A 22,327-nucleotide genomic window follows, 5' to 3' on the forward strand; every position below is an offset into this window, starting at 1 on the left:
GATAGAAATTCCCCTTCAAACAGCCGTAAGACGTACGATACCTTCAGCCCTTTTTATACCAATCGTTGTGACAAATATTTCATGTACTTCTTTTAAAAAAGGTTTTTCATGAGGACTTAACGCTGGAAAACAATGTTTTTTTTCAATTGAAAGTGCTGCAAGAGCAAGTGCTAAAGGAAATTGTGCTTCTCGCATATAACCGAATAATGTTGTAATACCGCGGTAAGATAAATCAGCATCATCAAGAGCATCTTGTTCTGCTTTTGTTGCCTTGTGAGCACCAGAGGCTGCTGAAATGGCTAAGGAAGCTTTAGCACCCGCCGTTTTTAACATTGTTGCAATTGATTTCTTAAGCGGCGTTTTGGTTCTATCTGTTTGATCTGTAATAATTTGGCTAATTTCAGCATAAGCACGTGCGTTACGTTTCTTTGCATGTTCTCCACTTTCAAGAACCAAAAATACACCACCAGAACCGGTGATAATACCACCACCAGGGTGAATTGCACGATCCCACACTGAACTCCATCCATTATGGGTTAAAAGTCCTCCAAGCTCATGGGCCAACAACATATCATAACTTTGTGCATTATAGGAACTTCCGACAAGAGCATGGGTACTTTGTCCTGATTTAATGCGGGCTACAGCAATTTGAAGTGCAGAAAGTCCACTGCCTTCTTCTCCCATAAATGTGCGGGATGACCCAGTGACTTTATGAACGATTGAAATGTTTCCCGCCAGAAGATTTGAAAGTTGAGCCAAAAATAATGTTGGACGAAGTTCAGTTGAAAGCGCAACATTTAACATAGAAGCATGATCGGTGATTGCTCGCGCTTTAGAAAGAATCTGTGTATCAACAATAATATCACGTTCTCCTCCACTTGCTGCTACGATCATGTCCATTGTTGACGTGAATTGTTCATTATTTTTCATGCCAGCATCATCAAGAGCAAGACCAGCTGCATAGGTACCAAGACGTTGCCATGTGCCCATTTGCCGTTGATCACTTTTTTTGGGAATTTGTAAACTCCAATCAACTTCAGGCAATTTATGAACTGTGTAGGGCGAAAAAGTTGTACAATCTAGGTTTGGTGTACAGATTGGATCATTTAAGAGATTCCAATGTTGATCAGTTCCTTCCCCCAGAGAGCTTATGAGGCCTATACCGGTGATGAATACAGATTGCTCATGCATAGTGAAAAAATTACTCCGCCTGTTTTAAGGCAACGAGATCATCAATTTTTGCACAAAGGTTTTTAAGAACAAAGTATTCTTCTGTAGCAACTGTACCTTCATTGACTTCTTGCGTCCATTGTTCCAGAGGAACTTTTATTCCGAAAGCTTTATCAATAGCGAAAACAATATCAAGAAAATCAAGACTGTCGATTCCTAAATCATCAATTGTATGACTTTCAGGTGTGATGGTATTGCGATCAATTTCACTGATTTCTGCAATAATATCAGCAACTTTATCAAACGTGGAAGGCAATGTACGGATTCCTTATTATAGCGTTAGTAAATTCAAAATACATTTAATATTACCCTTCTAGCCTTTTTTCTCTTTAAAAAAAAGCCTTAATCCAGAATATAATTGTCTTTTCTATAGAGAAAAGAGCTTTACAGTACGTGAAATACTATACCTCAATATTTAAAAAACTTTGAAGTTTTATTGCACATTTATTTTACGATTCCATTTTTTCTATTTGCTGCAAGAACGGCAAGGGCTGTTATATTAACAACGCCTCGTGAAGTTACTGAAGGCGTTAGTATATGGGCGGGACGTGCTGCCCCAATTAAGATAGGACCAACATGAAGTGCATTTGTGAGACTTTTAACAGTGTTGAGCGTGATGTTGGCTGAATCAAGAGTTGGAAAGATAAGCAAATTTGCTTCACTTTTGAGACGAGAATCGGGAAAAACACGATCACGAAAAACTTTCGAAAGGGCAGCATCACCGTGCATTTCACCATCTGCTTCTAAATGAGGGTATTCTTTGGCAAGAATTTCTGTTGCACGGCGCATTTTACGCGCACTTTCTGTGTTTTTAGAACCAAAATTTGAGTGTGATAATAAGGCTGCTTTGGGTGTTATTCCAAATGCTTCAACTTCTTGAGCTGCCAATACAGTCATTTCAGCGATTTCTTCGGCAGAGGGATTTTCGTTGACGTAAGTATCTGTGAGAAAAAGAGTACGCTGTTGAGAGATAAGCAAACTCATAGCAGAAAAACGATGAACATGAGGATCAAGTCCAATAATTTGCTCAATCAATTCAAGTTGACGTTCAAAACGTCCTTCTAAGCCGCAAATCATCGCATCTGCTTCTTCACGCATGACAGCAAGGGCAGCAATAGCGGTTGTTGATGTTCTAACGATTGTTTTTGCCATTTCAGGCGTAACGCCACGTCTTCCTGTATAATGAAAAAATAAATTAACATAATCACGAAAACGTGGATCATCTTCAGGGTTTGTTAATTCAAAATCTATATTAGGGCGAATTTTCAAACCAAAGCGTTTTAATCTTGCTTCTACGACGTGTGGACGGCCGATAAGGAGAGGTATTGCTGTTTGTTCTTCAATGACAACTTGTGCTGCACGAAGGACGCGTTCATCTTCACCATTGGCATAGATAACACGTTTACGTTTTGCGGTTTTTGCTGCAGCAAAAACAGGTTTCATTGTTAGACCAGAAAGAAAGACAAATCGATTGAGGATATCATGGTAGGCTTCCATATCTTCAATGGGACGAAGTGCGACACCCGTTGCCATTGCTGCTTTAGCAACAGCGGGAGCAATACGCAGTATTAAACGCGGATCAAAAGGAGAGGGGATCAGATAGTCTGGCCCAAAATTAGGCGGTTCTTTTGAGTATGCACGTGCTACAACATCTGAAGTTTCTTCACGCGCAAGGGCAGCAATTGCATGAACAGCAGCCATTTTCATTGCTTCATTAATTGCAGTAGCACCTACGTCTAACGCACCACGGAAGATATAGGGAAAACAAAGGACATTATTAACTTGATTGGGATAATCAGAGCGCCCTGTGCAGATCATTGCATCGGGTCGTATAGAATGTGCTTCTTCAGGCATAATTTCTGGTACTGGATTAGCCAGCGCTAAAATTAATGGATTTTGAGCCATTCTTTTAAGATATTCAGGCTTTAAAACACCACCTGCCGATAGGCCTAGAAAAATATCCGCATCATCAATAATATCGGATAAAGTTCGTGCGTCAGTTTTTTGTGCATAAGTGACTTTCCAACGATCCATAAGGGTCTTGCGACCTTCATAAACAACGCCCTCTAAGTCACTAAGCCAAATATTTTCAACTTTTGCTCCAAGACGGACCAAAAGATTAAGACAAGCTAGGGCGGCAGCACCTGCACCTGAAGTAACTATTTTTGCATTTTCAATTTTTTTTCCTGAAAGATTTAAGGCATTTAAGACAGCTGCAGAAACAATAATGGCCGTTCCATGTTGGTCATCATGAAAAACTGGAATATTCATCTTAGCGCGCAGCTTTTCTTCGATTTCAAAACATTCAGGAGCTTTAATATCCTCAAGATTAATACCACCAAATGTAGGTTCTAAGGTGGATACCGTTTGTACCATTTGCTCTATATCGGATGCATCAATTTCAATATCAAAAACATCAATATTCGCAAATTTTTTAAATAAAACGGCTTTGCCTTCCATAACTGGCTTTGAAGCGAGTGGGCCAATGTTTCCTAAACCAAGAACAGCCGTTCCATTTGATATAACAGCGACTAAATTAGAACGAGATGTATATTGAGCAGCAAGATTGGGATCTTCATGAATTGCAAGACATGGTGCTGCAACGCCTGGGGAATAAGCAAGAGCTAAATCACGTTGATTATCAAGAGGTTTTGTTGCTTGTATTTCCAATTTTCCAGGTTTGGGGTGTTGGTGATAAAAAAGTGCAGCATTGTCAAGTTCAGCTATTGGTGAACTGAAATTATTATTTCGTTCTCTAGACATTTTTATGATATCCAAGTTAGTGTATGTTTATATGAGTGTTCCATCTACAATAAGGTTTTGTCCACTAATAGATCCTCATTTCTCTGAATATCAAAATGCATGAGCATGAGCAAATTCTTCTGGATCGTAAAACCAGGTTGATGTTTCTTTTCGTTTGTGCGCATGAATAATTTCATTGATAGCAGCACATTTGTTTTTCTTATCCTTAATAAAATGCGTAAAAATTAATTAGTCTACAAACAAATAAAATACTTAAGAATGATTACATTACCAAGCCATTATTTTTTTTGCAATGCTTACAAAATAAGGAAAGAACAGAAGAGCTTTTACTGTTCATTTCATTCGCTTTTTATAAAATATATATTTTATTTAAAGTTCTATACGTAGGTAGAAGAATTTTAGAACAATAATTTGAAAATTATAAACTGTTTGTTCAGCTATTTACAAGGAGATGGGAACGTTAAAAATGGAATTTGTGTTGTTTATTGTTCAATTGAATTGTTAATCGTTTAGAGCTGTATTTTTTATATACTGACAAGTATGTGTTTTAATAAACGAAGCTGTCATTGGAAAAGTTGTCATTGCGCATTTGACATATGAAGTTCATATATCCCATATAACGCGTTACTTTATACTTTATAATAAAAAAATATTTACTTACATATTTCAAGCGAGAGTAATATGTGGATAAAAAACCTTTAAGAAAAGAATAGAGATATTTTTTACATAAAAAGTACGAAAAAATTTTGTGAGTTAGCAAATAAAATAATATTACTGGTTTTGTGCCTTTATGAAACTACGAAAAATAAAAGGATTACGAGAAGGATAAAGCAGTAGAAAATATGCTTTATCATTTTTAGAATGATAGGCTGTTTGATAGTTATTATGCTTTCTTTAAGCTTATCGCTTAGGCTATCAAAAGAACACATGCCAATCATCAGTCTTTGAAGTACAAAGTTTTAAGTTGATTGCAAAGCACACTATGATAAAAAATTAAGACAACTGGAGGGAGAAAAAGTGGAAAAATATTTTTTCCACTTTTCTCATTGCCTATTGGATTCGGCCACTTGCATGAGCAAGCATGGTATAAACTTTCCCTGTATCTGATATCAGATATTTGCGGACTGAGTTGGAGGAACCAGAGCTACGCGATATATCACGCAAGAGCTTTTCAAAATCCGTAACATATTGATTTACTGAACGTTTAAACTCAAAATCGCTCATGTATTTTTTCTTAATCATTTCAAATATCGTTTTTCCATTTGAGGTATAAAGGTGTTCTATTACGATATTTTTTTGTCCACGTTGATAATGATCCCATAGCTCAACAATGGCATTGTGATTAATCGCTTGCACTATACCTGATGCTAATGAGTTAAGAGAACTGTTTGCAGGACGTGGTTTTGTTTGCACGGATGTTAAAACAGCATCATTTGGGGTTTCATCATAAAATGTTTCATCACGTGAAGCTCTTTCTAAGAGATTTGATACCCATTTATTGGGTCTTTTTTTGCTTTGATCTTGTTGCAAAACAGGTTTAGGGGGTATGATCTTTTTAATGGACTCAGAGGAATTTTCATTTCTCTTATTAAGCATTGATGATGTAGGAAATGCCGATATTAACTGTTCTTTTGCGCTCTTTTGATCATTTTGTATAACACTGACGAGATCTTTTAATGCTGTAATTTGTTCATTCAAAGCCGTACGAATTGTTTGCGTTGTTTCTTTTGTTTTTTCTGGAAGCTTTTTAGCATTTTCATGAATGTCATTATTAATCTTTGAAAGCTCTAAACGAACTTCATCCGCAGAGCGACGTATATCTTCTGCTGCTCCTGAAAAACGCGTTGACGCCTCATTAATAAGCTTATTAAGGGATTGTTGGAATGAATCTGTGGCGTTACGCGCATTCTTATCAGAGCGTTCAAGGGCTAAGTTGAAGATTTTTTCATAATGCTCAATCATTTGATTAATTTCATGAGACTTTGAAACAAGAGCATCGCTTAATACAGAAAGCGTATTATGTTTTTCTTCAAGTGTTGCACTCAGTGAATTTTCAGACTGTTCAAGAACGTGAATAGTTTGGGAAAGTGTTTTTGCATGTTCACCAAAACTGCTCGTTATATGATTAATTTGTTCAAAGGTATTTTTTGAGAGTCCTTGCAGAATTTCAACATTATTATTGAGTGCTTGATTTGAGGCTGATAAACGCTCTGCTACTCGGTTTGTGTTGCGGAAAAAATTGTTCGTAGTCTCATTAAACTGACCGTCAATATTTTGAACAGCCGATAATAAAACATTATTATTTTCCTGGAAGTTGTAAATTGATTGATTCAACTGTTTTAAGATGGATGAGACATTATTAACAAGCTCTTCCTTCATAGCCGTTACTGTTTGCAGTGTTTCAGAGTTCGCTTTGTTCAAGCTATTCACTAAAGATTCATTATGTGCATAAATTCTCTGTTCAGCATCTTGTGTGGAGAGAGAGAGTTGTTCACCGATATGCTGCGTTAAAGAATCTATTGACTCTGTCGTACTTTGCGCTGCTTGATTTAAGTGATTTGTCAGCTCTGTTATTTTTCCAACATGTTCTGAAATTTGTATAGCTGTCTGATTCTTTGCGTCTTCCAGACGACTTGTTACATCAGAGAGCTGATATCCTAAATTGTTTTTAAGATTTTGCATAGAGTCATGAAGAACATCACAACGTTCGTTAAGGACTTGCTCTATTGCTGTTGTTGATGTGTGAATTGTTTCATTCAATAATGCTTGTGCATTATGGCTGGCTGTTGCGAAAGCTTCTACAGTATGTGCTGTTTGTTCAGACAGAACGGATAGAACTTTTTCACTGGTATCATAAACTGTTTTTTTAACGTTTGATACAATGCGATTGCCTGACTCTGAGAGAATATTTTCAGCTTGTGCGGCAACATTCGTAACAGATGAGAGAATTTGTTCACTCGTAGAAGAAAGAATATCAGAAGCTTTTATAATCTTGTTATGCAGATTATCTGTAACTGTATTAACAGAATCTTCTAAGCTAACACGCATATTATCAACACTGCTTTCCAGCGTTTGTTGAATTATCTGACTTTGCTCATTATTAAGCATGAGAGACGCCTTTAAAGTGTCAGAACGTTCCTCAATAACAGATGTTTGCATATCAATGGCTTCACAGACTTGGCTAAATTTTTCAGATAATGTTTCCTCTAGCGTTGTTGTCCGTTCAAGAATTTTGTGTGCACGATCTTCTAGATTTGTATCGAATGATTCCATACGTGTTTCAAGGGTTTCAAAGAAAACACCACTCGATTGAGAGAGAGTATTCTTTAAAATTTCGGCATGGCTTTCAAGGTTTTTGATATGATCTTGAACTGTTTCAGTAATGTTTTTATTATTGGCGGCAATTGCACTCTCAACTAAATCTATTTGTTGTTTCAATACAACATCGACACGTATATCACTTTTTGCGATGAGATCATGGATTGTTTCCATGCGTTGCTCGAGTGTACGTGCTTGATCAGCAAGAACTTCATTGAGAGAAAAGCTATTAATTGCTAAAGAGTCACGCAGAGCATCGGCACGGATATCAATATTTCTCGCTTGTGCTTCTAAAGCATCTTGGGTTGTATTGCAGCTTTGTACAATGACTTCTTGTAGTTTGTCAGTGCATTGAATGATATTTGCAATATGGCTTTCAGCTTGTTTATCAACGACTTGAGCATTGTCAGTCAAAACTTTCTCAATATGAGAAGTATTTTGGGCCAAGACATCAATCTGATTTCTTAATGCATCAGCGATTTTATTCTTCTCGTTATCGAGCATGTCTGCCATGAGAGATCGTTGATCAGAAAGTTGCAATTTAAAATCTTGTGAACGTTCTTGTATGATATCAACAATGGCATTGTCGATATGTTGAATTTCTTCTCTCAGATTTTCTTGACTTTTATCAATTGCAGATAGAATAGCTTCACGTCCATTTGTAAATGCATGGGTAATGTCTGCTGTTTTTTCTTGGAGATTTTCATTTATTTTCAAGACATGAGCTTCCAAGAAGTTACCAAGTTTTTCAGCATTATCCTCTAAAGCCTGACTGCGTTCTATAAAGGAATTAATGATGGAGTTACTGTGTTCTTTAAGAGAAAGATCAACAGTTGCTAAACGTTGTTCAAAGGCTCCAATTGCTTGCGAGGTTACGTTATCAAATTTAGAAGAGAGTTTATGTGCTTGGTCGTCGAGCTTTAAGATCTTCTCATCAAAATTCTGTAGAGATTGATTATTGCGATCAATAAGAGCTTTATCCAGGGCTTTAAACTTTTCATCGACAGTGTGCAGAGTTTGATCTGTTACTGCTTGCATATGTGTTGCAATTTTAGCAACATGCGCTTCCGCTTTTACTGCTGTTTCATTAAAGGCTTTTTCTATTTGTTTCTCATTATGATCAAACCGTTTTGCAAAACCATCAAAGTTTTTTCCTAATTCATCGAAAAATTTTGTGTTTTTCTGCTGAATTTGTGTTGTTGTTTCATTAAATTTTGTAACAAGCTGATTTGTTACACCATCACCGGCATAGGAAAGTTTTGCAACAAGGTCTTCACCTTGTTTTTGTAAAGTTTGAGAAAGGGTTTGTGCAAGCTTTTCAACATTGGTTACAATTCTAGAGGTAACCAAGCCAAATTCATCGCTTAGTTGTTCCTGGGTTCCTTTAATTGTTGATTGTACGCGATCGGCGTGATTTAAAATGGCTATGCGTTCATTACTCAATTCTTTGATGAGTGTATGAATGCGTGATTCATTCTCAGCATAGGCTTGTTCTAGGTTGTGAACTTCACCTTGTATGATTGCTTCAAGTTCAACAGCACGTCCGAGGGTACGCTCAATACCTTCGTTCATTGCCGCTACTTCTTCACGAATGGTTTGCCCGATAGCAATAGCTTGTTTTTCAGATAATTGTTGTGGTTCACTAAGGCGCTGTGCAGCATTTGTCATAAGAAGAGCAATATTATGCAATTCGTTCGAACGTTTTGTTAATTGAGCAACGCCCCAAGATATAAGGATAGGAATTGCTGTTCCGGCTGCTACAGCGAGCCCTGTCGGGGATGTCACAAAAGTGCTGATATGAGATAAGGAGCTCAGTCCGCTAGGAGCGAGCTTATGCGCAATAAAGGCTCCTCCCGTTGCCCATAAAGCACTAAGCGCTGTTGTATACCAGTAGACTCGAGAAGAAGAACGTTGCTTTAAGAGTCCAAAATTTACAGGGGTTGTTATATCATCATTTGCAGGAAGAAGTTTTGTCGACAACAATGTATTGTGGACCGTTCCCCCTGAAATCTCAGGTGAAGGTTTTGGAGCAAAAAGCTGGCCAACAACAGATTTGTCAATAACAGCGTCATCATGAATATTAGAGACAAAAGTTGAAGGACCGTTTTCAGCAAAAAACTCTTCTTCTGCCATTGCAATTTTTTGAATCAAATCATCGACATTAACAATATTTTCAGAATTATTGGATGATATCGTTTCCAATACTGTGTCATCGAAATCAAAGTTCATCGCTTTTGTGAGGGCTTCTTCAACTTCAACTTCAAATGTTTGCAATTTGGTTCTGCGTGCCATACTCGCCTCGTACTCTTACAGACGGAAAAAAAGGGATACGTCCTCTTCTACATAATTCCCGCATACTAGCTGTTAATTATTTAGAAAGGAATATGCTGAGGGGAAAAATTTGAAAACTTATCAAAATAAAGTTAACGCGGTATCTTACGCTCTGTTTAAAAATGTTATAAAATATAGTAAAAACAATTTATTATTTGATCCGACAAATAACAAAAATACTGTTTACAACTTGTGCTTATAAAAAGCTTTATCAACCTATTTTCTTTAAGATAAGGACAATTTAATGGCAGTTATATATTAATGTTAAAAAAACAGTGTGGTGCGAATGCGTTTTTTGAATATCGATGATCGATAAATATTGTTGTCCGCTACTTTTATTGATTCCAAACGAAGGGGACTTATCATCTCGTCTATAATAGCTTAGGATGTATAAAAATCTGTCTCTTAAATTGTAAGTTCATAAAAAAGTAAACGTGGAAAAATTTTGAATTTAATGATAGCTTTTCATAAGTTGTACTTTAATTATTACCTTAAAGGGCGGTTTTTTCTCTAATTTCAGTTGTTTGTTGCTAAAATTTGAAGCTTCTACGTTGACAATTGAATATTTTTCAGTCGATATGCATGCACGAATATTTTATGCAATCGAGATGAAGGTGTAAGAATAATGGCAGAGCGATCACAACACCTGCAAGATGTGTTTTTAAATACGGTGCGTAAACAAAAAATTTCCCTTACAATTTTTCTTGTTAATGGCGTTAAGCTCACGGGTATTGTAACTTCATTTGATAGTTTTTGCGTCCTTTTGCGCCGAGATGGACACGCGCAATTGGTTTATAAGCATGCTATTTCTACGATTATGCCTGGACAGCCTGTACAGATGTTTGAAGGAGAAAGTCCTGAGTAAACGTATCATTTTAAGATAAACCTCTTATCCCATTTTAAAAGTACTTAGATTGCTATGATAAATGAAAATGAGAGATTAAGAGGCGTATTTTCGCAAATTATAAAACAGGTGCGCGCACTTGTTTTGATACCGATTTTTCAAGAGAATAGAAGTGAAAGCTCTTTGAGAGATTGTTCTATATCTTCCCGTGTTCAAGAGGCATTGGGGTTAGCGCGTGCTATAAGGTTAGAAGTTGTTAATTATGAAACAATTAATATTGCAACACCTCGTCCTGCGACTCTCTTTGGAAAAGGTAAAGTAGATGCACTCGCCGATTATATCGATGAATATTCCATTGAGCTTGTGATTATAGATCACTTTTTAACGCCAGTACAGCAGCGTAATTTAGAAAAATTATGGCATTGTAAAGTTATTGATAGAACAGCTTTGATTCTTGAGATTTTTGGTGATCGTGCACGAACAAAAGAAGGGGTTTTGCAAGTAGAATTGGCGCATTTGTCCTATCAAAAAGGGCGGCTTGTGCGGAGTTGGACGCACTTGGAAAGGCAACGTGGAGGGCGTGGCTTTCTAGGTGGGCCTGGTGAAACACAAATTGAAGCAGACAGGCGTCTTTTGCAAGAGAAAATTATTCGTATTCGTCGCGAATTGGAAACTGTTATTAAAACACGCGCACTTCATAGAGCAAAAAGAAAAAAAACATCTTATCCTGTTGTTGCACTGGTAGGATATACGAATACAGGAAAATCAACTCTTTTTAACCGCTTAAGCGGTGCTGATGTTTTAGCAAAGAATATGTTATTTGCAACGCTTGATCCAACTTTGCGCAAAGTTGTTCTTCCCCATGGAAAAACTGTTCTTTTGTCTGATACTGTAGGCTTTATCTCTAATTTGCCAACAAATTTGATTGCAGCGTTTAGAGCAACTCTTGAAGAAGTGGTTGAAGCGGATCTCATTCTTCATGTAAGAGACATGTTAGATTTTGATCATCGTGCCCATGCTCAAGATGTCTTAGAAGTGCTTTCAAGTCTTGATATCGATATTGATGATACAGAGCATATCATAGAAGTTTGGAATAAGATTGATATGTTAGATGAGCAAGCATTGAATGTTTTACAAACGAGCGCAAAGTCACGGTTAAATCCTGCGCTCATAGTATCAGCCCTTAAAGGGGATGGACTTGATCAATTATTAAGAACCATTGAAAAGCGAATTTTTGGAGAGGTGCAAAGCATTGAATATCTTTTAAAACCTCATGAAATGTTCCTTATTGATTGGTTTTATGAAAACTCTGCGGAAATAAAGCAGGAAGGGCATGATGATGGGTCTGTTACCATTAGAGCTGTTCTTACTTCTGAAGCAAAAAAACAACTAGAGAACATCAAAAAAAATATGAATTAAGTTTTTTTAAGCTATTGTTGAACTTTTTTGCTCAGATTTTATGTTTTTCTTATCTCAAAATAATATGACAGCAAGTTAAGAGGATAGTTACTACTTTCTCTTAATAAAACAATATGAAAAAATATTTTGCTGGTTAAAATAAAGATGAGTCTTAAATGTAATAAAAGACTGTTCGTACGTACAGTATGGCGAAACATTTTGATTGTTTTGCTGTTACAAATGCTGTGTATCTCTTTGATTTGGTTGTATTATTTTGTTCAACCCCGTGGTTACCAAGCAACTTTAGTATTTTCATTATCTGATTCTGTAGGAAAGTCATTACCGATTGAAAAACAAGACAATATTATCGCCTTTTTGTTTTTACAGCCTATATTTTTAGATGATTCGCATTTTTCTTTAAGTGCTTCTTATAAGAAAAAAAAACAGGAAAATATCCGTTTATCGCGTCATGGTGATCTTATCAATCTTACTTTCGAAGCTGAAACACGTGAAGCAGCTCAACGGGGGGTGGAAACTTGGTTTTCTGCGTTTTCACAAGTCATCATAAAACAGAAACAGTCTTTGTTAAATGAGAAATTAGAAGACAAACAATATGATAATACTGCGATTATTAATATCATGCAGGAATTTCGTGCCTCTGTTGATTCTTTTATTCAGCATGGAGTAAAACAAACAGAGCTTCATGATCTTTCGATGCAATTAACGCAAGCAACTTTAAAGCGTATTCATTTAACAAGTTTGAATTCAACGATTAACATGATGCGTGAAAATGGGCAGTCTTTACTGTCCTTATCGTTTATTGCAGACAATTCAGCAATTATAGCTTTGGAATCTAAACGTGATCTTTTGGAAACACAAAGAGCACATATGGCTGTGCAATTGGGATGGACACACCCTCAAATTAAGGCAATGACTGCGGAATTAGAGGCGGTTTCTCAGCAATTAAAAAATAAAATTTTGCAGATCGTTTATCAAGTCCATTCAGATGAGATTATTGCAACGGAGTTGGAAAAACAGCTCAAAAAAAGGATGAGCTTTTTTGTAAAAGATCAATGCCAATCTTTGAATCAAATATTTAACGCGTTTGAAAATAAAATAAAAGTAGAGATTGATGCACAAAATAAAATGATGAGCAAGTCTGCTCAAGGGAGAGAAAAAGTTATTGGTTCATATCGGGGATTAAATGATGATTCTCTTCTCTTGCAAAATACAAAGATCCACGTGGTTATGCCAACAACGTTAGCGCCAATTTCGTTTATCGCTCTTTATGGAAAAAATATTCTTGTGAGTGCATTGGCCAGCTTTCTTACTCTTTTTCTCGGAATAGTATTATTTTATCCGTGCTTTAGAAGCAAAAAAGATAAACTCTCAGAAGAGGATTTGAGATCAAAAGAAAATTCTTTCAAGAAAAATGAGAGTATTTTAGTCTCTCAAGAAACGAAAAGTCTTGAAGCTTTTATTACGATAGAGGGATTATCTGATGTTTTGAAATGGCGAGCCTCAACCATTATTTCAATTATTGGACCAGAGGCAGCACGGACAGCGGCAAAACTTTCACTTCATCTTATAAAAGAGAACAAAACAATTTTGTTGGTCGATATCTCTGGCCAACAAATAGAGAAAGTCATTGGTCCACATCGGGGGCTGAGCGATATTTTAACGGGCAATGCTCAGTTGCATGATGTTATTTATCGTGATTATGATACGGGGGTTGATATTCTTCCTCAAGGGTTAACAAGCGCTGTTTCTGCACAAGATTTTTCAGATAATATTTCTCATATATTACAAGAATTTAAAAAAGAGTATGATTTTATTATTTTAGAGATGGCAAGTGAACCCAAATATGGATTTGAGCAATTTGCAGAGCTAACGGACTATTATATTTGTCATACTGTTCTTAATGAGCAGGATTGGATGATGCGGATGGTCAGTCACTTTCCAAAGACTGTTTATCGCGTTGTTGCATTATAAACTTCGTAAAAAAGAAATATGTATCCCGTGTTGTAGCGGTATGCTTGTTTTTTGCTAAAGTTGTAGTACATACTTAAAATACGAAGATTTTATGTTTAAATTTTAAATGCATTGTAGTCGGAGAGAAGCGTGGGGCAATCAGAGATGGTAGTAAAAAGATTAAACGATAACCTTTTAACACCTGTGCAAAAGAGAAATCGAAAGCAAATTCAGGTGTGGCTTTATTCTATTTTATTGCTTTGCTTAGCAATTGTTTTGGTAGGGGGTGCAACTCGTTTGACGGGATCAGGATTATCGATAACAGAATGGAAGCCAATTCATGGCGTTATTCCACCGATCGGTGTGGAGCAATGGCAAGAGGAGTTTTTAAAATATCAACAGATCACACAGTATAAGTTGCTTAATCGTGATATGACTTTAAGTGCTTTTAAGGTCATTTTTTGGTGGGAATGGGCGCACCGTGTTCTCGGGCGTCTTGTTGGGCTTGTCGCTTTATTGGGGGTAATTTGGTTTTGGGCGACGAAGCGTATCGAAAAAAATATTTTACTCCTGCTTATTGTTGTACCGATCCTTATCGCCTTTCAAGGCTTTATTGGTTGGTGGATGGTTGCTTCAGGGATTGGACAAAGTAATCTAACAAGTGTGAGCCAATATCGTTTGGCGTTTCATCTTATAACAGCATGTTTTGTTATTATTTTTGTTACTTATTTATCTCGAGGACTTACAGAGTATTCTGAAAAACCAGCCAATCAAAAGGTGCAATATTTTGCGGCTTGGATTGTTATTTTCGTTTTGATAGAGATTTATTTGGGTGCTTTGGTTGCAGGGCTTCATGCTGGAAAAGTCTATAATACATGGCCCCTTATGGATGGTCAGATTATTCCGGATGGGTTGTTGCAGCAACGCCCTTATTGGCTTAATTTATTCGAAAATCCCTTAACAGTTCAATTTATTCATCGGTTTTTTGCTTATTTTTTATTTATTATCTCAGCTCTTCATGCTTTCTATGTACAAAAAAATGTTCCGCATTCAACCCATTCTCGTCGGGCATTTCTTATCTGCTTTATGATCATTATCCAAGCACTTTTAGGTATCTTGACACTGTTACATGAGGTTCCGATAAGTTTGGGGCTCATTCATCAAAGTATGGCATTAGCCGTGTTATGTTTTGCAGTTGCGCATTGGCGAGCAACAAAAGGGGCATACCGCGTTGTTGAATAAAAGTTTGTATCCAGATAGCGTTTAATTGGCTAAAAGCATTAAATCGAGGTTTTGAATAGCAGCAGCTGATGCGCCTTTTCCTAAATTGTCGAATAGGGCACAGAGATTAAAAATTCCTTCGCGATCATTTCCAAATACGAACAGTTTCATACCATCTTTATGAGCAAAACATTCTGGGTTCAGTCTTTGAAGAGAAGCCGTTTCATCTTGTGATGCAATTGAAATGATGTTTTGTCCATCGTAATGGTTTGCAAGAATCTCGCGCAGATCAGAACAGTTTGCTGATTTTGTGAATAAATGGCGGTGCAGAGGAAGATTCACAATCATTCCCTGAGGAAAACGACCAACACTGGGTATAAAAAGTGGCGTTTGGTTGATTTGTCCATGGAGTTTAATTTCTGGCACATGTTTGTGCTCAAGATTGAGTCCATAGATAAAATAATTTTCTTGAATATTTTTTTGAGATTGATTTTCCATTTGCATAATCAATTGTTTTCCACCACCGGTATAGCCGGAGATTGCGTGAATCGAAATGGGATAGTCGGCGCTTAGCAATCCTGCTTCGCGAAGTGGGCGAATCAAGCTAATGGCCCCGGTGGGATAACATCCAGGATTAGATACGTAATGGGCTGCTTGAATGCGTTTTTTTTGGCCTGCTGTCATTTCAGGAAAACCGTAGACCCAGTTTGGTGCAACACGGTGAGCTGTTGAGCTATCAATAACTCTAATTTTTTTATTCTTTTTAAGCCAATGAACGGTTTCGCGTGCTGCATCATCTGGAAGACATAAAATAGCAATATCGGTTTGATTAAGATAGTCTTGCCGCAGATGAACATTATGGCGGTCCTTATGAGCAAGAGAGAGTAGTTTTAAATCTGTACGTTTCTCTAAGCGTTTTTGTATTTGTAGTCCGGTTGTGCCGTGTTCACCATCAATAAAAACTTTGGTTACCATTCTTAAACGCCTTATCTTAACTTTTCCTACGATATCCAGCTTTTTTCATTATAAATTATTTTAAATCATTACCAACTTAAATTATAATCATTAACTTATTGAATTTCTTTAGATTATAGATATTTTTTGTAAAAGGTATCAATAAGAACGTAAAAGAAGAAACTTAACTTCATTTTTCACTCTTCTTGTGAAGGTTTTTTTTTGCTGTTTCGCTGTTTCTACGACGAGGAATAAGATAAATATTTGTATCGGTATTTTTGAGTGTAAGTGGTTTAAAATGTTTGGTTTGCATGATTTGCTGTGTTATCGTTTGGCAACTTTATTTTTTTAATGTTAGGAACGTGTTTTATGACTCAGCAAGAAAATGACGCACAAAAGCGCTTTTTTAATGATAATTTACAGACAGTTGATGGTGCAATCTTTAATGCCATTAGAGAGGAATTTGAGCGTCAACAACATGAGATTGAGTTGATTGCTTCAGAGAATATTGTTTCAAGAGCAGTTCTTGAAGCGCAAGGGTCTGTTTTAACCAATAAATATGCAGAAGGTTATCCAAGAAAGCGCTACTATGGCGGCTGTCAATTTGTTGATGTCGTTGAAGATTTAGCCATTGAAAGAGCAAAACAGCTTTTTGGTGCTGCTTTTGCAAATGTACAGCCTAATTCTGGTAGCCAAATGAATCAAGCTGTCTTTCTGGCGTTACTCCAGCCTGGTGACACATTTATGGGATTGGATTTAAATGCTGGTGGTCACCTTACGCATGGTTCATCTGTCAATATGTCAGGAAAATGGTTTGATGTTGTTTCCTATGGCGTGCGTCAAGAAGATCAAATTATTGATATGGATCAGGTTGAGCGGCTTGCAAAAGAACGTAAGCCCAAACTTATTATAGCAGGAGGCTCATCTTATCCTCGATTCTGGGATTGGGAACGATTCCGTGAAATTGCAGATGAGATCGGTGCTCATCTCCTCGTTGATATGTCTCATATTGCTGGTCTTGTTGCTGGTGGCGTACATCCTTCACCTGTTCCACATGCGCATATTGTAACGACAACAACACATAAATCGCTTCGAGGTCCTCGTGGTGGTTTGATATTGACAAATGATGAGGCTTTATCCAAAAGGATTAATTCTGCTATTTTCCCTGGCCTTCAAGGCGGGCCTTTAATGCATGTGATTGCGGCAAAGGCTGTTGCATTTGGGGAGGCTTTGCATCCTTCTTTCAAGAGTTACAGTGCTCATGTTGTTGCTAATGCAAAAACTTTAGCAAAAACATTACAGAGTAATGATTTTAATATTGTTTCTGGCGGTACAGACAATCATTTATTGTTGGTTGATTTACGTTCGAAAAATCTAACAGGAAAACGTGCCGAGTTGGCTTTAGGACGCGCTCATATTACCTGCAATAAAAATGGCATTCCTTTTGACCCTGAAACACCATCTATAACATCGGGAATTCGTTTGGGTTCACCTGCTGCCACAACGCGTGGTTTTTTAGAAAAAGAGTTTGTTCAAGTTGCGCATCTGATTGCAGAAGTTCTTGATGGTCTTCGGAACGCAAAAAGTGATGAAGATAACCATGCTGTTGAAATGGCTGTTAAGAAAAAAGTGGAAGATATAACGAATCAATTTCCTCTTTACTCTTATCTTAGCACGCGTTAAGGATAAAAAAGAGATGCGCTGTCCTTACTGTCAATATGAGGATACACAGGTTAAAGACTCACGTCCAGCAGAAGAGGGGGCGGTCATTCGCCGCCGCCGTGTGTGTTCCGTTTGTGGTGGTCGTTTTACAACTTTTGAACGTGTTCAATTGCGTGAGCTTTTGGTTACTAAAAAAAGTGGACGATGTGAGCCATTTGATCGTGATAAATTAATGCGATCAGTTGATGTGGCTGTACGTAAGCGCAATATTGATTCTGATCGTATTGAACGAGCAATCTCTGGTATTGTACGCCAGCTTGAGAGTTTGGGGGAACCAGAGATTGCTTCAGAAAAAATTGGACATCTTGTTATGGAAGCATTAAAAAGAATTGATGATATCGCTTATATCCGTTTTGCTTCTGTGTATCGAGATTTTCGTAATGCAAGTGATTTTCACGATATTATCGATGAGCTGTCAAAGGGTATAGCGGATACAGAAATTCGTTTTGATGAATAAAAAAGTGCAAGATGAGCGGTTTATGGCTGCAGCTATCCGTTTAGCAGAGCGTCATGTGGGGCTTACAGGTGATAATCCTTCGGTTGGTGCGTTAATTGTACAAAATGATGACAGTACGGGAACATTTATTGTTGGCTATGGTGTTACAGCCATTCAGGGGAGTCCTCATGCGGAAGTGCAAGCTTTACGTATGGCTGGTTCTCTGGCTCAAGGAGCGACGGCTTATGTTACTTTAGAACCCTGCGCACATTATGGAAAAACTTCTCCGTGTGTTAATGCACTTATTGATTCAGGTATTTCCCGAGTTGTTGTTGCTCTTACTGATTGTGACAAGCGTGTGGATGGTCGTGGTCTTACTCTTTTGCGTGCGGCTGGTATTGAAGTTGTTGAGGGTATTTTAGCTGAAGAGGCTTTTGAATCTTTATGGACGCATTGGTGCATAAGGAAGATACAACGCTGTGCGGTCACTTTTAAAATGGCAATTTCTGCCGATAATGGTGTGGGGAAAAAGGAGAAGGGGGGCGTAAAAATTAGTGGAACGTTTTCCCATACCCATACCCATATTCTACGGGCTCAAAACAATGCTATTCTCGTTGGTATTGGTACTATACTAGCAGATGATCCGCAACTCAATTGCCGCTTGCCAGGAATGGAAATGCGCTCACCAATTCGTATTATTTTGGATGCAGATTTATCTATCCCCTTTGATGCGAAAGTTGTCCAAACGGCCATAAAAATTCCTACATGGGTTATTTGTGATGCGGATATGTCAAAGAAAAGCAAAAAAAATGCATTGGAGCAATATGGTGTGTCTGTTTATTCGGTAGAGATGAACAATGGTTGTGTAGATCCTCTTTCTCTTTTACAGATGCTTTATAAACATGGAATTAATAGTGTTTTACTTGAGGGTGGTGTCAAGACAGGGGAAAAGTTTTTGAATGCTGGTTGTGTTGATCATTTGATATGTTTTTATAGTCCCGTTGTTTTAGGAAAAAAACGTATTGAAGCCCCTCATTTTGGAAATTATCTCTCGCAATTTCATGAGGTTGAGACAAAAATGTTTGGAAATGACCGTTTTTATAAATGGAGACGTAAGACATTATGTTCACAGGAATTATAACGGATATCGGTTGTGTTGAGGATGTTCAATCTTTAAAACAGGGGATATGTTTAAAGATTTCTACACGCTATGCTCTAGAAAGTTTAGCAATTGGTGCGTCAATTGCGTGTTCAGGAATTTGTCTGACAATTGTGGAACGAGGATTTAAACAAGAAGATTTCAATTGGTTTGTTGTTGAGGCGTGGGAAGAAACATTACGTTTAACAAATCTTGCCCAATGGAAAAAAGGAACTTTTATTAATTTAGAACGTTCACTTCGATTGGGTGATGAAATGGGAGGGCATTTGGTTTCTGGTCATATTGATGGCTTGGCTGAAATCGTTGAACAAAAAAATGAAGGGGATGCAATTCGTTTTTATTTAAAAGTTTCAAGACAATTTATGCCTTTCATTGTACCTAAGGGATCTGTTGCACTTAATGGGACATCTTTGACTGTTAATGGTGTTGAGGATTGTGTTTTTGATGTTCTTATTATTCGCCATACACTTGAAATGACAACGTGGGGACAAGCTAAAATTGGAGATTGGGTCAATTTAGAAATTGATCAAGTTGCTCGTTATGCTGCTAAGCTTTTTGATTTTAAAAGAGAAGATAAATAAGCTCCAACTCTATTGATCGTTTTTAGCATTTTATGCTCTATAGCTTTGAGTTTTTGATTCGTTTTTTATGGAATTCTATTATGATGAAAGAGATACGTAAAAAGTCTCACGTATTGATTGTTGAAGCACGTTTTTATGAAGACATTTCTGATGCGCTTTTGAAAGGTGCTGTGAGTGCTTTGCAAAAAGCTGGAGCAAGTTATGATATTATAACAGTTCCAGGAGCCTTAGAGATACCAGCTGCAATAACTTTTGCTGAACAAAATAAGATATCTTATGATGGTTATGTTGCACTGGGTTGTGTTATTCGAGGTGAAACATATCACTTTGAAATTGTTGCCAATGATTCTTGTCGTGCATTGATGGATTTAACTGTTCATAAGTGTTTGGCTATTGGAAATGGTATTTTAACTGTTGAAAATGAAGAGCAAGCATGGGTGCGCGCAAAACAAGATGATAAAAATAAAGGTGGTTTTGCGGCTGAAGCTGCTTTATGTATGATCGCTCTAAAAAAGAGATTTGGAGATAACGTTAAATATGGCTGATATAAAAAGCAGACATTTTCCGCGTTCAGCCAATAAACGTGGAGCAGCAAGGCTTGCTGCAGTTCAGGCTCTCTATCAAATGGATATCGTGGGTTCGGGCGTGATGGAAACGGCTGCTGAGTATGAGGCTTATCGTTTGGGAAAAGATATTGATGGAGACCAGTATCTTGAAGCTGATTTTCAATGGTTTTTGGCGATTATAACGGGTGTTGTAAAAGATCAAAAGCAGCTTGATCCTCTGCTTCATCAACAGCTTTCTGCAGAATGGTCTCTTTCACGTCTTGATTCCATATTGAGAGCAATTTTACGAGCAGCTTTATGGGAGCTGATCAATCGTAAAGATGTTCCTGTTGCGGTTGCCGTGAATGAATATGTTGATATAGCCAAAGCGTTTTTTGAAGGTGATGAGCCAAAACTCGTTAATGCAGTTCTCGACAGTATGGCAAAAAAAATCCGCCCCTAATCGTCATATTCTTTATTTTATTAGGTCTGATGTTATCAGACCTAATAATGTTGAAACAGTATATGATATACTTTAGTTAGGAGTTGGTAAATTCGCAGGGCCCTTTATAATTTGAATTAAGAAAGGGTGTTCTTTTGTTAGAGTCGGTGTTGTTTGCGTAATGAAATCAAATACTTGACCATCTTGTAGACCGTAATTGGCAACTTTTGCAACCTGATTGTTTCCATTAAAGTAAATAGCTAAGACTTTGCGATCAATAATCTTTGTTTTCATAAACTGCATCCCACGATAGCGTGTTTGTGAGATGTAATAAAAAACTTCATTATCATATTTTGTTTTTAATGAAGGGGTCCCTAAAGTTAAAAGAACTTGCTCTTGGCTTGAGCCAATAGAAATAGAACTCAGAGCATTTTTATCAAGAATATAGCCCTCTCTATAAATTTGGCTTGACCCTGAAGAATCAAGAAGACTACACCCCGCAAGTGTTACGATGCTTGCTATTGATAGACCAACCAACAATTTACGTTTGATTGAGGCTATTGTGTGAGGCATTTGAAACAATGATATCTCCTTTTTATACTGAGATGTACGACAAGAAGGCAATCTCAAGTTTTTTCTAATTTTAGCTTAATCTACCGTAGCTTACATTGAGTTTCCCTGTTATAAAACAAATTATGCCATATAGAATTTCTTTAGAAAAGAAAAAAATGAATGAAATGTACTTGAGCTAAATAAAACACTGTACTTTATAGGTTTTCATGTTTGGGAGTTGTTAATGAATGTTCAAAATGTTTCTCAAATGGCATTTGCTTTGGCTTATTCAATATCCGTGCGTTCTCTCCCTGTTAAAGGTATAAGAGTTCATCTTTGTGCAAACAAAAAAGAATGTACACATTTAGCTCAAAACCATGATTTAGTTGAAGTAAAATCTTGTGAGGGAAAATTCCATATTCTTCCGTGGAAAAAACGTGGCGTGCGTATAAAAGGTTTGTTGCAAGCGCGTATAGTACAGTTATGTGTTGTTACATTAGAGCCATTAGAAAATATTCTCCGTGAAAATATTGAGGTTGTTTTTATTCCTCAAGATTCAAATTTGATGAAGCCCAAAATATCAGAAGATACACGAGAATTATTTTTAGATGTGGAGGGTCTTGATACACCGGAGGTATTTTATGATGATAAAATTGATATTGGAGCAATCATGGAAGAATTTTTTGAGTTGTCTATTGATCATTATCCACGTAAAGAGGGGATAGAGATGCATGTGGTGAAAAATTTAGAAGAATCAGAGCAAAAATTTTCGCCATTTTCTGTTTTGAAAAGTTGGAAGTGATTGTAAAAACATAAAAAAATTATCTATTGTATGCTATGATAAAAACAGTATTTTCTGC

17 protein-coding genes are annotated in these 22,327 nt (G+C 37.0%); 11 read left to right on the top strand and 6 right to left on the bottom strand.

All coding sequences use genetic code 11. The annotated features are described in order from the left end of the window. Positions 1 to 15 precede the first annotated feature (15 nt). The 4 genes from PVV66_RS05160 to PVV66_RS05175 all read right to left on the bottom strand — a co-directional run bounded on the left by PVV66_RS05160 (position 16) and on the right by PVV66_RS05175 (position 9,603). Positions 16 to 1,191 carry a beta-ketoacyl-ACP synthase gene (locus tag PVV66_RS05160; protein WP_273718050.1) on the bottom strand — a complete coding sequence of 392 codons (1,176 nt, stop codon included), beginning with the start codon at positions 1,189 to 1,191 and terminating at the stop codon, positions 16 to 18. Between the two features lie 10 nt (positions 1,192 to 1,201). After that, the gene (locus tag PVV66_RS05165) at positions 1,202 to 1,486 is read right to left on the bottom strand and encodes an acyl carrier protein (protein ID WP_005773457.1); all 285 of its coding nucleotides are present in this window, start codon (positions 1,484 to 1,486) and stop codon (positions 1,202 to 1,204) included. Between the two features lie 188 nt (positions 1,487 to 1,674). Beyond that, the gene (locus tag PVV66_RS05170) at positions 1,675 to 3,993 is read right to left on the bottom strand and encodes an NADP-dependent malic enzyme (RefSeq protein ID WP_273718056.1); all 2,319 of its coding nucleotides are present in this window, start codon (positions 3,991 to 3,993) and stop codon (positions 1,675 to 1,677) included. A gap of 1,050 nt (positions 3,994 to 5,043) precedes the next feature. Further along, on the bottom strand, positions 5,044 to 9,603 hold the full coding sequence (locus tag PVV66_RS05175; protein ID WP_273718057.1) for a hypothetical protein: 4,560 nt from the start codon (positions 9,601 to 9,603) through the stop codon (positions 5,044 to 5,046). 664 nt (positions 9,604 to 10,267) lie between these two features. Between PVV66_RS05175 and hfq the strand changes: the two genes are divergently transcribed. The 4 genes from hfq to PVV66_RS05195 all read left to right on the top strand — a co-directional run bounded on the left by hfq (position 10,268) and on the right by PVV66_RS05195 (position 15,097). Further along, positions 10,268 to 10,507, top strand: a complete 240-nt coding sequence (hfq, locus tag PVV66_RS05180) for an RNA chaperone Hfq (RefSeq protein ID WP_012231869.1) — start codon at positions 10,268 to 10,270, stop codon at positions 10,505 to 10,507. A 54-nt stretch (positions 10,508 to 10,561) separates the two neighbouring features. Continuing rightward, positions 10,562 to 11,905, top strand: coding sequence for a GTPase HflX (gene hflX / locus PVV66_RS05185; protein WP_273718059.1), 1,344 nt, complete (start codon positions 10,562 to 10,564; stop codon positions 11,903 to 11,905). Between the two features lie 144 nt (positions 11,906 to 12,049). Then, the gene (locus PVV66_RS05190) at positions 12,050 to 13,876 is read left to right on the top strand and encodes a hypothetical protein (protein ID WP_273718060.1); all 1,827 of its coding nucleotides are present in this window, start codon (positions 12,050 to 12,052) and stop codon (positions 13,874 to 13,876) included. A 129-nt stretch (positions 13,877 to 14,005) separates the two neighbouring features. Beyond that, positions 14,006 to 15,097 carry a COX15/CtaA family protein gene (locus PVV66_RS05195; RefSeq protein ID WP_273718061.1) on the top strand — a complete coding sequence of 364 codons (1,092 nt, stop codon included), beginning with the start codon at positions 14,006 to 14,008 and terminating at the stop codon, positions 15,095 to 15,097. Between the two features lie 21 nt (positions 15,098 to 15,118). On the opposite strand, the gene argC is transcribed toward PVV66_RS05195, so the two are convergent. Then, positions 15,119 to 16,051 carry an N-acetyl-gamma-glutamyl-phosphate reductase gene (argC, locus tag PVV66_RS05200; RefSeq protein WP_273718063.1) on the bottom strand — a complete coding sequence of 311 codons (933 nt, stop codon included), beginning with the start codon at positions 16,049 to 16,051 and terminating at the stop codon, positions 15,119 to 15,121. Between the two features lie 348 nt (positions 16,052 to 16,399). On the opposite strand from argC, the gene glyA reads away from it, so the two are divergent. The 6 genes from glyA to nusB all read left to right on the top strand — a co-directional run bounded on the left by glyA (position 16,400) and on the right by nusB (position 20,936). Then, positions 16,400 to 17,713 (top strand): serine hydroxymethyltransferase, encoded by a 1,314-nt coding sequence (gene glyA / locus PVV66_RS05205; protein ID WP_273718067.1) that lies wholly within the window; start codon positions 16,400 to 16,402, stop codon positions 17,711 to 17,713. Between the two features lie 13 nt (positions 17,714 to 17,726). Continuing rightward, complete coding sequence (gene nrdR / locus PVV66_RS05210; protein ID WP_273718069.1) at positions 17,727 to 18,209, top strand: transcriptional regulator NrdR; 483 nt, start codon at positions 17,727 to 17,729, stop codon at positions 18,207 to 18,209. Then, positions 18,202 to 19,329, top strand: coding sequence for a bifunctional diaminohydroxyphosphoribosylaminopyrimidine deaminase/5-amino-6-(5-phosphoribosylamino)uracil reductase RibD (ribD, locus tag PVV66_RS05215; protein WP_273718071.1), 1,128 nt, complete (start codon positions 18,202 to 18,204; stop codon positions 19,327 to 19,329). The genes nrdR and ribD overlap by 8 nt, the downstream gene beginning before the upstream one ends. Then, a complete protein-coding gene (locus tag PVV66_RS05220; protein ID WP_273718072.1) occupies positions 19,311 to 19,928 on the top strand; it encodes a riboflavin synthase in 618 nt (205 codons plus the stop codon). Before ribD ends, PVV66_RS05220 begins: the two co-directional genes overlap by 19 nt. A gap of 80 nt (positions 19,929 to 20,008) precedes the next feature. Further along, the gene (locus tag PVV66_RS05225) at positions 20,009 to 20,473 is read left to right on the top strand and encodes a 6,7-dimethyl-8-ribityllumazine synthase (RefSeq protein WP_273718075.1); all 465 of its coding nucleotides are present in this window, start codon (positions 20,009 to 20,011) and stop codon (positions 20,471 to 20,473) included. Next, positions 20,466 to 20,936, top strand: a complete 471-nt coding sequence (nusB, locus tag PVV66_RS05230; RefSeq protein WP_273718077.1) for a transcription antitermination factor NusB — start codon at positions 20,466 to 20,468, stop codon at positions 20,934 to 20,936. The genes PVV66_RS05225 and nusB overlap by 8 nt, the downstream gene beginning before the upstream one ends. Before the next feature lie 72 nt (positions 20,937 to 21,008). Here the strand turns inward: nusB and PVV66_RS05235 are convergent, their stop codons facing one another. Continuing rightward, positions 21,009 to 21,488 carry an outer membrane protein assembly factor BamE gene (locus PVV66_RS05235; protein WP_273718111.1) on the bottom strand — a complete coding sequence of 160 codons (480 nt, stop codon included), beginning with the start codon at positions 21,486 to 21,488 and terminating at the stop codon, positions 21,009 to 21,011. A gap of 223 nt (positions 21,489 to 21,711) precedes the next feature. Here PVV66_RS05235 and PVV66_RS05240 point away from each other — a divergent pair, with 223 nt between their 5' ends. Further along, positions 21,712 to 22,269 (top strand): DUF177 domain-containing protein, encoded by a 558-nt coding sequence (locus PVV66_RS05240; protein ID WP_273718080.1) that lies wholly within the window; start codon positions 21,712 to 21,714, stop codon positions 22,267 to 22,269. Positions 22,270 to 22,327 lie beyond the last annotated feature (58 nt).

Origin of the sequence: Bartonella sp. AU16XJBT (assembly GCF_028618665.1) — a bacterium.
In the GTDB taxonomy this organism is placed as follows: domain Bacteria; phylum Pseudomonadota; class Alphaproteobacteria; order Rhizobiales; family Rhizobiaceae; genus Bartonella.